The organism is Pyxidicoccus sp. M15, assembly GCF_056858435.1.
On record NZ_CM166495.1, the window covers coordinates 411,364 to 423,398 of the forward strand.

A 12,035-nucleotide genomic window follows, 5' to 3' on the forward strand; every position below is an offset into this window, starting at 1 on the left:
AATGGCGACCCGTTTCTCAGTTACAGCGAACAGAGGCCGATTTCATCGCCAACCCGACACTGTGCGACCCTTCTGGTGGAGGCCCGCTCGCCTGCCCGGTCTGTAACTTCTTCCCGATCATCCCCAGGGCATTGGACCAACGTGCAATGGTGGACGGGCGAAGCGGTCCATCAAGCAAGGGTCCGCCGTTACAGGTGTCCTTCGACGTCGGATGCGCGTGGAGACCCAACCCTTGGAGCCGCAAGTATGGATTCCAGCCACGACATGGCTTCCGGGAGAGGGTGAGCTCGCGTCGCTCACCCGCGCGCTGGACTGGTCGAAGACCTCCGTGGGCCCCGGCGAGGCCTGGCCCCACGCGCTGCGCATCACGCTCTCCACGCTGCTCACCTGCCGCCAGCCGATGTTCCTGTGGTGGGGGCCGGACCTGGTCCAGTTCTACAACGACGCGTACCGGCCGAGCCTCGGGGTTGACCGCCACCCCCGGGCCCTCGGCGCGCGGGGGCGTGAGTTCTGGACGGACATCTGGGACGTCATCGGCCCGCTCATCCACCGCGTCCAGGCGGGCGAGTCCGTCTGGTTCGAGGACCAGCGCATTCCCATCCAGCGCGATGGCGGCTTCCAGGAGGTCTTCTGGACCTTCAGCTACAGCCCGGCGCGCGACGACGACGGCGCCGTGGCGGGCGTGCTGGTGGTCTGTAGCGAGACGACGCAGAAGGTCTTGGGCGAGCGCCGGCTGCGCACCTTCAAGGACCTGGCCGAAAGCGCGCTGGAAGCGGGCGACGAGGCGACCGCGTGCGAGGCCGTGGTGGCGGTGCTGGCTCGCAACGCGGCCGACGTCCCCTTCTCCGCCTTGTACCTGGGAGGGCCCGACAGCCCCTTCCTGCAGCGCGCGGGGCTCACCGGACTCGAGCCCCGCTCGCCCGCCGCGCCCCTTCGTGCGGAACCCACCGCCGCTCCCTCCGTATGGCCGCTCTGGCAGGCCGTGCGCACCGGCAAGCCGGTGTGGGTGACGGACGTGCAGGCGCGCGTTCCGGGCCTGGTCGCGGGCCCCTGGCCGGAGCCCATCCAGACAGCGTGCGTGTTGCCCCTGCCCGGGCCGGGGGGCAAGGGCGTGCGTGGCGTGCTCCTGGTGGGGTGCAGCCCCCGTCTGTCGCTCGGGTCCGGACTCCAGGACTTCTTCGCGCTGCTCGCCAGCCAGATGGGCGCGGTGCTGGCGCGGGCGGACGCGGGCGCCGAGCGCGAGCGGCTGCTGGTGGAGGTGGCGCGGGCGCACGCGCGGGCGGAGGCGGAGCGCACGCGCCTGCACAACCTGCTCGAGGCGGCGCCGGCGGTCATCTGCACGCTGCGGGGCCCCGAGCACGTCTTCGAGCTGGCCAACCCGCTCTACCAGGCGTTGATCGGCGGCAAGCGCCCCCTGATTGGCCGCACCGTCGCCGAGGCCCTGCCGGAGGTCGTGGAGCAGGGCTTCATCCAGTTGCTGGATGACGTGTACCGCACGGGCAGGCCCTTCGTCGGGCAGGAGGTGCGCATCGAACTGGACCGAAGGGGGACGGGGCGCCTCGAGGAAGCGTTCATGACCTTCATCTACCAGGCGCGGCGTGGGGCCGGAGGGGTGGTAGAGGGCATCGACGTCTTCGCTTTCGAGGTGACGGAGCAGGTCCAGGCCCGGCGACGTGTGGAGGCCGTCGCGGACGCCTTGCGGCGGAGCGATGAGCGCAGCCGCATGGTGGAGCAGGCGGCGGGCGTCGGCACCTGGGAGCTCGACCTGCCTACCCGGAGGCTCCGGATGGATGCCATCACGTATGAGCTCCTCGGGATGCCGGGTGAAGGCGACCCGACACTCGACGACGTCCTCGCCGTCCTCCTTCCCGAGGACCGGGCGCAGGTGCGTGAGGCGGTGGAGGCCGCGCTGCGGGGCGAGCGCGCGGGTGCGTTCGCCATCGAGTACCGCGTCGTCACGCCCCAGGGCATGGTGCGCTGGCTGGAGGGACGGGGGCGCGCGTACTTCGACGCCGAAGGCCACCCCGAGCGCTTCCTGGGCACGGCCATGGACATCACCGCGCGCAAGGAGGTCGAGCAGCAGACGCGCCGGAACGCCGAGTTCGAGCAGCAGCTCATCGGCATCGTCAGCCATGATTTGCGCAATCCCCTGAGCTCCATCCTCCTGGGTGCGCAGGCCATGCTGCGCGGGGAAGAGCTGCGCGACCGGCAGCTGCGCAACACGCTGCGCATCCAGACCTCGGCCGAGCGCGCGGTGCGGCTGATTCGCGACCTGCTCGACTTCACCCAGGCGCGCCTGGCGGGTGGGCTTCCGGTGAGGCCCGCGCCCATGGACCTGCATGCCCTGGTCCGCCAGGTGGTGGACGAGGTGCAGGTGTCCCGCCCGGAGCGCACCGTGCGCGTGGAGCAACAGGGGGAAGGCCTTGGCACGTGGGACGCGGACCGCGTCGCGCAGGTGGTGAGCAACCTGCTCTCCAACGCACTCGACTACAGCCCCGCGGACACGCCCGTGACGGTGACCACGCGAGGCGAGGCGGAGCGGGTGGTGATTGAAGTGCGCAACAGGGGTTCCACCATCCCCGCCGACGTCCTGCCGCGCCTGTTCCGGCCCATGCAGCGCGGCGTCCCCACGGACAGCACCCGCCGCAGCGTGGGGCTGGGCCTCTACATCGTGGAGCAGGTGGTGCGTGCGCACGGTGGGCACGTGGACGTGCACTCGGACTCCGCGCAGGGCACCGTCTTCACGGTGCGGCTGCCGCGCGACGTCAGGGGTGCGGAGTCCGGCGGTTAGTCCGGGTGGAGTCGTGCCACCGGGGGACCGCGAGCGCGGCTGGTTCTAGCGCATGATTCTCTCGGTCGAGAAGCTGACGGCGATTGCCCGGGACTACTGGCGTCCGGACAAGGACTATCAATTTCGGCTCCACAGGAGCCCGGAGACGCAGCGACTCGACCAGCGCTGGGAGCGGGCGGATGAAGAGATGGACCGATGGAGCGCCCTGCTAGGCGTTGTCAGGGCGGAGCTGACTGGATTCACGATTGGGAACATCACGTCCACGTGTGACGCCTGCCTCCGCTGTGGCGCCTACCCGGAAACCAACCGCCAGGACTCTACCTCCAGCTGGGTCGTGGTCGGCTGCCTCAGCATCCTGGCGCCCGTCTACACCGTCTATGGCGCGCGGTATGAGTACCGCGGCAAGGGGCGTATCCGTGAAGAGGTGTTCTTCGAGCCGCTCCCGGAAGAGATGCAGGGCCCCGCGCAGGTCATCGCCCGGAACATCGAGACACGGTATGAGGCCACCCTGCTTCCACGCGAGGTCGCCGATACGCCCGTTCCCCTCATCGTGGAGCCCCGGGAGCCTCCGGAGACCACCCTGTTCCATGCGCTCTTCTTGAGCGAGCCCGCGCGGGTGCCCTGAGGTGGTCCAGAAGCTTCGACCTCCACCCACCCCGGCACTCGGACGCATGCAATGAACGGAGAATGGCGCACAGGCCAGGCAGGCTTCCAGGTGTGACGGGTCAGCGGAACTCGTTCACGATGTAGACGCCGGCCGAGGAGAACTCGAGGATGGCCGTTCCCGGCTTGGACCCGGGACGTTTCCTGAGCTGCCCCTTGGAGAGTCGGGCGACCGCGCAGATGGGCACCTTGTCCGCCCGGGGCGGGTGTGCCTCGTAGTAGCGGATGACCACCTGGGGGCCATCCGTCCAGACCCCGCCATAGAGCCGGGTGGGCGATTCGAAAGGACCGAGCTCCTCCTCCACCATGCTCTCGATGGGGCCGTCGTACAGCGTGATGGGGCTGGTGTCGTGCTGGTTCACGTCCAGCTCGACGCGCGCGGAGTCGCCCACATACAGCCTGAGAATGCGCATGGTCTCCAGCGCCTTCTCAGAGCACTTCTCCGGTCCCGGGCTTCCATCAGGACGCAGTGCCACCCCGCCCGTGGCGGTACCGGGACAGCCCGAGGTGGTCATGAGGAGCGCAGCGCAGCAGCGCAATGCGAAGGGCTTGTGTCGCATGTGCCGCACCTACTCCCGGGTCAGACGGGGGGCCAGCACGACGTAGGCCTGACTCTGGCCATCGTGCCGGAAGATCAGCGCCAGCTGCCCCGGTCCTCCCGCGTCCATGAAGGCGCTTCTGTCCGCGACAATGGCCAGGGAGCCGGACTCACCAGGAGGAATCGAGGGTCTTCCCGCCTTCACGGCCACCTGTCGGAGTTGGCCACTCGCGGCGCTCCATGCGCGGGGCCGCGTCAGCCGCCAGGACTGCTCGGAATCGTGGTTGACGATGTTGAAGACGACAGCGGCCTTGGACCTGCCGGAAAAGACAACGACTTCGATATCCGCATCTGCTTCCTTGAAGACCCAGCGGCGCTTCACGACAAAAGGCGTCTGCCTGGCGGTGCCGGACGCCAGCAGCGCGGCAAGAGCATGGTCCGGGGACGTTTCCTCCTTGCGGAGGCGTGCGTTCTCTTCGCCCAGGACCTGATTGTCCTTGAGCGCGCGCATCAAGGCGGAGTGCATGGCCTCGTACAGCGGCTCGAACCGGCCTTCCCATCCCACCATCTTCGTTCTGTCCCGGGACACGGGCTGCTCGAACCGGAGAACGGTGGCGACCTGTCCCTTCACGTAGACGCGGTGGGTGCTGTCGTCCGGGTTCTCCGAGAGGAGGATGGGCCGTACCGCGAGATCCTCTCTGTCTCGGGCCAGGGGCCGCTGAGGTCAACAGGACGAGCAGAAGGGTTGCTCGACAGGGCATGAGGGCTTGCATGGTGCGCACAACCCAACAGGGCGTTTCGCGCACCGCATACCCTTGAGGGCACTCCAGACTCTGGCCTCACGCGGACAGCTCCACCGTCCAGCCCTGCTTCTTCGGCTTGAGGCGCACGCGCAGCGGGGCGGCCTCGGTGGTCGCGACATGCTCGAGCCGCTCCAGCGGGTACTCCGTCACGGGCTGCCCGCGCACGGCCATCAGCCTCAACAGTCGCTCCGCCATGGGGCCCATGGACAGGGGCTTGTCGACGCGCTCCCAGCGGGACACCGTTTCCTTCGTCACCCCCATGCGCCGGGCCAGGTCGGTGCCTGACATCCCCAGGTATGTGCGCAGGAAGCGGATCTCCCGCGGCGTGAGCCCCGCCTCCTTTCGCGCGAGCTGCAGCGCGAGCTGCGTGTGGAGTTGCTCGACGTTCGAGTAGCTGATCTCCTCCTCCCCGCAGTCCGGGCAGTGGCGGACCTGGACGCCCTCCACGATGACGCCCTCCAGGCCGGCGTAGGCCCTCCGCGTTTCCTGTCGGGACGTCATGCTCCCACCGCACTGCATGCACTTCATCGCTTCTTCCTCCATGCCGTGACCACGACGAGCTCCAGGTCGTCCCGAAATGCCACGACGACACATTGAAGCTGGGTGTGCACCCGGTAGGCCCAGTCCACCTGCCCCACCCGACCACCCTTCAGGATGGTGGAGATTCGTTTGCGGGCCGCGTTGGCACCCAGCGGTTTTCATGCATCAATAGTTGATGTAATATCAATAGCTGCCCTGGAGCGGTTTCAAGGAGCACATGGCGAATTGAGCTTCCGTCCCCGGTCATTGAGCCGCGATTGCCGTGCGCTGTTCCGAGTCCATCCGCGTCGCCGGACGGGGACCGGTCCGACGACTGGACGCCTGGGAGGCCGCTCCAGGCATGGCGCGCCAGCGCCCGGCTTCACGCCGGTGCTTCACCCAGCAGGCGCCGGAGCTCGGCCAGGAGCACGTCGATGTCGAAGGGCTTGCGGAGGAAGGCCGACGGCGTGAAGTCCGCGGGGAGCTGCGCCCGGGTCAGGGCGCTCATCATCACCACGGGAATATCCCGGGACGCGGGGTCGGCCTGGAGCGTCAGCAGCATGTCGCGCCCATCCATCACCGGCATCATGTAGTCGAGCAGGATGATGTCCGGGCGCTGCTCGGCCACCCGCCGGAGCCCATCCTTCCCGTTGCGCGCGACGACGACGTGAAAGCCCTCCTCGCCCAGCACGTCGCCGAGCGCGTCGGTGATGCCGAACTCGTCGTCCACCACCAGGACGGTCTTCACGGCTTGCGGCCCCGCCGCTTGAGCAGGTTCTTGAGCTTCGCGGCCGAGCCCTTCACCCGCGCGGCGGGTGACTTGCCGCCCTTGCCGCCGGACGTGCCGCTCCGCAAGGGGGAGCCGAGCCTCGCGCCATGGGCCGAGATGCGCAGCTCCCGCAGCGTGCCGTCGTAGCCGCTGTCGCGCACCTTCACCACCGAGAACATCCGGTACGTCTGAGCGTCCGCCTCGAGGAAGCGCAGGAGGAAGACGTTCTCAACCAGGCCCGAGATTCCCTGGAGCGGCAGTCCCACATGGGTGCTGAAGAGGTCGAACAGCTCCGAGGTGTACATGGAGGTGACCCCCCGGATGCGCAGCTCGTTGGTGAGCGCAGACAGGAAGTGGGTGATGCGCGCGGGGGTGTCCGCCGCCTTGATGAGGCCGTCCACGCCGTCCACGAACAGGCGCTTCACCCCGCGCTCGCGCACCGCTGAGACCAGCTTGTGGCCCAGGACATCCAGCACGCGCTCGGTGGGGGGATACCACTGGATGTCGAGCACGCCCTGCTTCAGCTTCGACTCCCAGTCGAGCCCCAGGGAGCGGGCCTTGTGCAGCAGGCGCGGAGGCGTCTCGTAGAAGCCGAAGTGCAGTCCCGGCTCGGCTTCGCTCGACTCATTGAGGAAATGCATCCCGAGCGTCGTCTTGCCCACGCCCGTGGGGCCGAAGATGACGGTGGAGCTGGCGCAGGCCAGGCCGCCCTGGAGCATGCTGTCCAGGCTGGAGATGCCAGTGGAGATGCGCTCCGCCTTGCACGGGTCCTCCGGAGAGGGGTCCTGCAACAGCGCCTCGAGCCTCGGGTAGACCGTGACGCCCTCGCGGGTGATTTGAAAGGCGTGGCCTCCGCGGATGTAGCCGCTGCCCCGGAACTTCTTCACCTCCAGCTCACGCTCGGCATGCCGGCCGACGCGGTTGTCGGACAGCTCGAGCACGCCATCCACCATGGTGTGCTCGGGTCCCATGGCGTCGGGGGTTCCACTGGCGATGAGCAGGATGGTGCAGCCGAGGAGGTTGGCGTGGACCTGCAGCTCGTGGACGAACTTCTTGAAGTCCTGCTTCGTGCCGGAGGTCTCCTCCGCCGCGACGAAGCCGTCCACCACGAGCAGTGTGGCCTTGCGCGAGCGCGCTTCCCGCCGGAGCAGCTCCGTCACGCCTTTCAAGCCCTCGGCTTCCAGGGCCGAGAAGGCGCTCAGGTACGTCAGTTGCTCCGGGATGCGAGAGGCCTCGAAGAAGGTGAGCTGCTCGAGGTTGAAGAGCATCCGCTCGTGCGTCTCGGCGAGCAGCGTGGCGTAGATGGCGCGCCCGCCCCCGTCCGTGTGGTGGAAGCAGAGCTGGTTGGCGAGGATGGTCTTCCCGGCCCCCGGATTGCCCTGGAGCAGGTACACCCCCCGGCGCAGCAGGCCGCCGTGGAGGATGGTGTCCAGGCCGGGGACCCCGGTGGGGATTCTGTCTCGTGTCCGCTCCGTCACTGTGTCGGTCATCTCTCCGGTCCTGGCTCGGTGGGCGTGCGCCGGGGCAGCCGCACGGTGAAGGTGGTCCCCTCCTCCTCGCTCGAGCGCACCTCGACGGTGCCGCCATGGGCCTGGACGATGTGGGAGGTGATGTGCAGTCCCAGGCCCATGCTGCGCCCGCTGCCGGCCCGCGCGTCCCGGCCACGCTGGAAGGGCTCGAACAGCCGTGGCAGGTCCTCGGCGGAGATGGCGGGCCCGGTGTTGTGCACCGCGAGCACGACGTGCCGCGCCTCGCCCCGGGTGCTCACGCGCACCGCCGTGTCCTCGGTGGTGTGCTGCAGCGCGTTTCCCACGAGGTTCTGCACCACCTGCGCGAGGCGGTCCGCGTCCCAGAGGCCCTGTCCGTCTCCCTGTGTCTCCAGCGCGACGTGGCGCTCCGGCCGGGTGATGAGGACCTCGTCCACCGCCTGGGCGGTGAGCGCGTGCAGGTCGACTGGCCTCGGCTCCATCGTGAGGCCTCCACCCAGGCGGACCCGGGTGAAGTCGAGCAGGTCGTTGATCATCCGGAGGGCGCGGTCCGAGGACGTGATGATGCGCTCGAACTGCCTGCGCTGCCGCGGGTCCTGGCTGGCGCCCCGGAGGCCGAGCCCCGCGGAGAGGCGGATGGCCTGCAGCGGGTTGCGCAGGTCATGGCTGACGATGCCGATGAGCCGTTGCTCGAGGTCGGCGCGCTTCTTCTCCTCCGTCCCGGCCACCACCGCTTCCGCACACTCGGCTTCGGCCCGCTTCTGCGCGCTCACATCCCGGAAGAAGACGGAGATGCCCCCGTCGGCCGTGGGGTACGCGTGGACCTCCGTCCACACATCCAGGCGCGCGAGGTGCTCGAGGAAGCCCACCGGCAGGCGTGCCTCCATGCAGCGGTGGTACAGCGCCCGCTGCCCGGGCCCGCCGCGCTCCGGCCACAGCTCCCAGAAGGGGTGGCCCGCCAGTTCCTGGCAGCGGGTGGGGGAGAGCTGCGCCCCGCTGGAGCCGACGAAGCGGATGCGCCAGTCCCTGTCGAGCGCGATGAAGGCGTCACCCAGGGTGTCGGAGACCTCGAAGACGGTGACGTCTCCTGACCCGGGCTCGCCGGGCCTGCCAGGTCGTGGACCTGCCGGAGGCTCGGTGGGTGGAGCGTGCACGAGGGTTCAGTAGCACGCGGTATTTGAGCCCCGCCACGATGCCTGGGTTGGATGCCGCGAAAGCAGACAGAGGGGTGCGGCGGCTCCTGGTACGGCCACCGGGGACTACGGACCGGCCGGCACGTCCCGTCGCGGCAGCCGCACGGTGAAGGTGGTGCCGCGGCCGGGGGCGGAGTCCAGGTCCACCGTGCCGCCGTGCGCGCTCACCAGGTGCTGGACGATGTAGAGCCCCAGCCCAATCGAGCGGCTGGTCGTGTCTCCCGCCCGGGGACCGCGGCGCATGGGCGCGAAGAGGCTCGCCTGGATTTCAGGGGGAATGGGCTCGCCTTCGTTGTGGACGGAGAAGTGCCATGCGGCGTCCGTGCTCCAGGCCCGCACGGTGACGGGCGTGTCGGCGGTGCCGTGGGTGAGCGCGTTGGACAAGAGGTTGGTCATCACCTGGGCCATGCGGTCCATGTCCCATTGGCCGTGCCCGTCGCCCGACAGCTCCAGCCGCACGTCGCGCTCCGCCCGGGCCACGCGCATGTCCTCCACCACGCCGCGCACCACGGGGTGCAGGTCCGACGGCGTGCGCTCCAGGGAGATGCTCCCGCGCAGCCGCGCCTGGGTGAAGTCCAGCAGGTCGCGAATCATCCGGCTCGCGCGCTCGCCGTTGGAGACGATGCGCATGAGGTGCTTCGTGGTGCGCTCGTCGAAGTCCTCCCGGCGCAGCAGCGTGGCGGCCGACAGCAGCATCACCGACAGCGGGTTGCGCAGGTCATGCGAGACGATGCCGATGAGCTGCTGCTCGAAGCCCACGCGCCTGCGCAGCTCGTCTTCCACGAGCTTGCGCTCGGTGACGTCCTTGGCCACGCCGATGAAGCCCAGCGCCTCGCCGCGCTCGCTGCGCAGCAGGGTGGTGTGGATGTCCACCCAGACGGTGACGCCGTCCTTGCGCCGCCCCTTCCACTCGCCCCGGTAGTCCGTGCCCTCGCGGATGCGGGAGAGGTCCTTCGCCGCTCCGGTGAGGTCCAGCTCCGGGTAGAGGCGCGCGGTGGTCTGCCCCAGCATCTCCCCGGCGGTGAAGCCGAAGAGGTGCTCGGCGCCGTGGTTCCAGTGGGTGATGAGGCCGTGCAGGTCCGTCACCACGATGCTGTCGCGGACGTTGCCGAGGATGATGGTCTGCTCGCGCAAGAGCGCGTTGGCCCGCTCCAGCTCGGCGCGCATGGCCCGCTCTTCATCCAGCAGGTTGGACTGCCTGCGCGCGGAAGCCCTCGTGCGCAGCAGCGCCTGGAGCGTGGCCAGCAGCTCCGCCGGGTCCACGGGCGCGACGAGGTAGCTGTCCGCGCCGCCCTGCAGGCCCTCCACCCTGTCCGTGGTGGAGGTGAAGGCCGAGGAGAGCTGGATGACGGGGATGGCGGCCGTGGCCACGTCGCGCTTGAGCCGCTGGCACACCTCGAAACCGAGCATGTCCGGCAGCTTCACGTCGAGCAGGATGGCGTCCGGCTGCTCCAGGGCGAGCCGGAGCGCGCCCTCGCCCGTGGTCGCCTCCACCGTGACGAAGCCCGCGCGCCGCAGGATGACGCAGAGCAGGTAGCGACTGGCCTCGTGGTCATCCACCACGAGAATCACGGGCGCGGACCGCGCGGGCTTGCGGGGGAGGTCGGTGACCATCGCTGGGAAGAATTACCCACGCTACTTCGGCTTTCTTCCGCGAGAGCCTCCATGATGCCGCGGACTGCTCGCGGGCGGACCTTGTCGCGGGAAGGCGCACACGTGCGGGCCGAACGGGCCCGGCGCGCCGGGCGTGGAGGGGAGGGGCCGGTGGGCCGCGCACCCGGCGTGCAGCAGAGCGGGAGGTGGCCCGGCCAGGGAAAAAGGGATACGCACCGCGAGTGCGGTGACAGTTCTTCGCGGGGCCGGTGTTCCCTTCCGCGAACGAGGGAGGCGCGACGCCGGTGTCAATCGATGTGGAGGCCTACTACCGCCGCTACGGCCCCCAGGTGCTCCGGCGCTGCCGCTTCCTCCTGCGTGACGAGGAGAAGGCCGTGGACGCCATGCACGACGTGTTCGTCCAGCTCTTGCGCTACCAGGGCGCGCTGAAGGACGTGGCGCCGTCCAGCCTGCTGCACCGCATTGCCACCACCGTGTGCCTCAACAAGCTGCGCGGGGCGAAGCGGCGGCCGGAGGACCGCGAGGACGAGCTGGTGCTGCAGATTGCCTCCGCGGAGGACAACGAGTCACGCGCGGCGGCGCGCGGGGTGTTGGACCGGCTGTTCGGCCGGGTGCCCGCGTCCAGCCGCGACATCGCCGTGCTGCACCTGGTGGATGGCATGACGCTGGAGGAGACGGCCCGGGAGGTGGGCCTGTCCGTGTCCGGCGTGCGCAAGCGCCTGCGTGCGCTGTCCGCCGTGCTGCAGGAGCTGGAGCTGGAGGCCGCATGAACGCCCCCCCTCGCACCCCCGACTGGCTGCTGGAGCGAATCGCCCTGGGGGAGCTGTCCCCCGAGGAGCTGGCCGCCGCGCGCGCCCGGCTCGCCGCCGAGCCCGACGGCCTGACGCGCCTGGCCGCCCTGGAGGCCGACACGCGCGCCACGCTGGAGCGGCTGCCCCCTTCGCGCGTGGTGCGCGAGGTGGCGGCCCGCGCGTCCCGGAAGGAGGCGCCCTCCCCTTCGCGGCGCCTGGCACCGGCGTGGGGCCTCCTGGTGCCGGCGCTCGCCACCGTGGCCCTCTTCGTCCTGGCACGCCCCGACACCTCGCCCGACGGCCCGGGAGCGGCCGGGCCGGACCTGACGGCGTCGGGCGGCTCCGCCGAGACGACGCGCATCAAGGGCCTGGCGCCCCAGCTGCTCGTCCACCGCCAGGCCGCCGCAGGCCCCGAGCGCCTCACCGACGGAGCTCCCGCCGCCGCGGGTGACGTGGTGCAACTGGCGTACGTGGCCGCGGGCCGCAGGCACGGCGTCATCCTCTCCGTGGACGGGCGCGGCGCCGTCACCCTGCACGCGCCGGACGGGGGCCCGGGCTCCGCCGTGCTGTCTCCTTCCGGCACCCACATGCTCCCCCGGGCGTACGAGCTGGACGACGCGCCGGACTTCGAGCGCTTCTTCTTCATTTCCTCGGAGTCGCCGTTCTCCCTGGAGCCGGTGCTGGCCGCGGCCAGGGCCCTGGCGGAGGGCCCGGACGCCCGGACGGCGCCCCTGTCGCTGCCCGAGGACTTGACGCAGGTATCGTTCAGGCTGGAAAAGCGTAGGTGATGAAATCCTTGGCGCTCCTTGCATCATGGCTGTGGGCAGGGGCGGCGGTCGCCGGGCAGTTTCCGGAGGCTTCCCGTCT

At 69.9% G+C, this 12,035-nt stretch carries 11 protein-coding genes; 4 read left to right on the forward strand and 7 right to left on the reverse strand.

Annotated features, from left to right (window positions below; genetic code table 11):
* Window positions 1-232 precede the first annotated feature (232 nt).
* A complete protein-coding gene (locus ACX9TP_RS01555) occupies window positions 233-2,791 on the forward strand; it encodes an ATP-binding protein (protein WP_482977914.1) in 2,559 nt (852 codons plus the stop codon).
* A 52-nt stretch (window positions 2,792-2,843) separates the two neighbouring features.
* Window positions 2,844-3,416 carry a hypothetical protein gene (locus ACX9TP_RS01560; RefSeq protein ID WP_482977915.1) on the forward strand — a complete coding sequence of 191 codons (573 nt, stop codon included), beginning with the start codon at window positions 2,844-2,846 and terminating at the stop codon, window positions 3,414-3,416.
* A 100-nt stretch (window positions 3,417-3,516) separates the two neighbouring features.
* Here ACX9TP_RS01560 and ACX9TP_RS01565 read toward each other — a convergent pair whose 3' ends face one another.
* The 7 genes from ACX9TP_RS01565 to ACX9TP_RS01595 form a co-directional block, all read right to left on the reverse strand.
* On the reverse strand, window positions 3,517-4,014 hold the full coding sequence (locus ACX9TP_RS01565; RefSeq protein ID WP_482977916.1) for a serine/threonine protein kinase: 498 nt from the start codon (window positions 4,012-4,014) through the stop codon (window positions 3,517-3,519).
* 9 nt (window positions 4,015-4,023) lie between these two features.
* On the reverse strand, window positions 4,024-4,704 hold the full coding sequence (locus tag ACX9TP_RS01570; protein ID WP_482982351.1) for a DUF2381 family protein: 681 nt from the start codon (window positions 4,702-4,704) through the stop codon (window positions 4,024-4,026).
* A 127-nt stretch (window positions 4,705-4,831) separates the two neighbouring features.
* Window positions 4,832-5,296 (reverse strand): type II TA system antitoxin MqsA family protein, encoded by a 465-nt coding sequence (locus ACX9TP_RS01575; protein ID WP_482977917.1) that lies wholly within the window; start codon window positions 5,294-5,296, stop codon window positions 4,832-4,834.
* A gap of 400 nt (window positions 5,297-5,696) precedes the next feature.
* Window positions 5,697-6,062: a response regulator gene (locus ACX9TP_RS01580; protein WP_482977918.1), complete on the reverse strand. Its 366-nt coding sequence runs from the start codon at window positions 6,060-6,062 to the stop codon at window positions 5,697-5,699.
* Window positions 6,059-7,573, reverse strand: a complete 1,515-nt coding sequence (locus tag ACX9TP_RS01585) for a DUF7125 family protein (RefSeq protein ID WP_482977919.1) — start codon at window positions 7,571-7,573, stop codon at window positions 6,059-6,061. Before ACX9TP_RS01585 ends, ACX9TP_RS01580 begins: the two co-directional genes overlap by 4 nt.
* The gene (locus ACX9TP_RS01590; RefSeq protein ID WP_482977920.1) at window positions 7,570-8,724 is read right to left on the reverse strand and encodes an ATP-binding protein; all 1,155 of its coding nucleotides are present in this window, start codon (window positions 8,722-8,724) and stop codon (window positions 7,570-7,572) included. The genes ACX9TP_RS01585 and ACX9TP_RS01590 overlap by 4 nt, the downstream gene beginning before the upstream one ends.
* Window positions 8,725-8,829: 105 nt before the next feature.
* Window positions 8,830-10,377 (reverse strand): sensor histidine kinase, encoded by a 1,548-nt coding sequence (locus ACX9TP_RS01595; protein WP_482977921.1) that lies wholly within the window; start codon window positions 10,375-10,377, stop codon window positions 8,830-8,832.
* A 284-nt stretch (window positions 10,378-10,661) separates the two neighbouring features.
* On the opposite strand from ACX9TP_RS01595, the gene ACX9TP_RS01600 reads away from it, so the two are divergent.
* Together ACX9TP_RS01600 and ACX9TP_RS01605 are read left to right on the forward strand one after the other, a co-directional pair.
* Window positions 10,662-11,147 (forward strand): RNA polymerase sigma factor, encoded by a 486-nt coding sequence (locus tag ACX9TP_RS01600; protein WP_482977922.1) that lies wholly within the window; start codon window positions 10,662-10,664, stop codon window positions 11,145-11,147.
* On the forward strand, window positions 11,144-11,956 hold the full coding sequence (locus ACX9TP_RS01605; protein WP_482977923.1) for a serine/threonine-protein kinase: 813 nt from the start codon (window positions 11,144-11,146) through the stop codon (window positions 11,954-11,956). The genes ACX9TP_RS01600 and ACX9TP_RS01605 overlap by 4 nt, the downstream gene beginning before the upstream one ends.
* The last annotated feature ends 79 nt before the right edge of the window (window positions 11,957-12,035 follow it).

Bases quoted from the DNA above. Each gene is read 5' to 3' on its own strand.
- ACX9TP_RS01560 (WP_482977915.1), top strand. From the start codon at position 2,844: ATGATTCTCTCGGTCGAGAAGCTGACGGCGATTGCCCGGGACTACTGG.
- ACX9TP_RS01565 (WP_482977916.1), bottom strand. From the start codon at position 4,014: ATGCGACACAAGCCCTTCGCATTGCGCTGCTGCGCTGCGCTCCTCATG.
- ACX9TP_RS01575 (WP_482977917.1), bottom strand. From the start codon at position 5,296: ATGACGTCCCGACAGGAAACGCGGAGGGCCTACGCCGGCCTGGAGGGC.
- ACX9TP_RS01585 (WP_482977919.1), bottom strand. From the start codon at position 7,573: ATGACCGACACAGTGACGGAGCGGACACGAGACAGAATCCCCACCGGG.
- ACX9TP_RS01595 (WP_482977921.1), bottom strand. From the start codon at position 10,377: ATGGTCACCGACCTCCCCCGCAAGCCCGCGCGGTCCGCGCCCGTGATT.
- ACX9TP_RS01605 (WP_482977923.1), top strand. From the start codon at position 11,144: ATGAACGCCCCCCCTCGCACCCCCGACTGGCTGCTGGAGCGAATCGCC.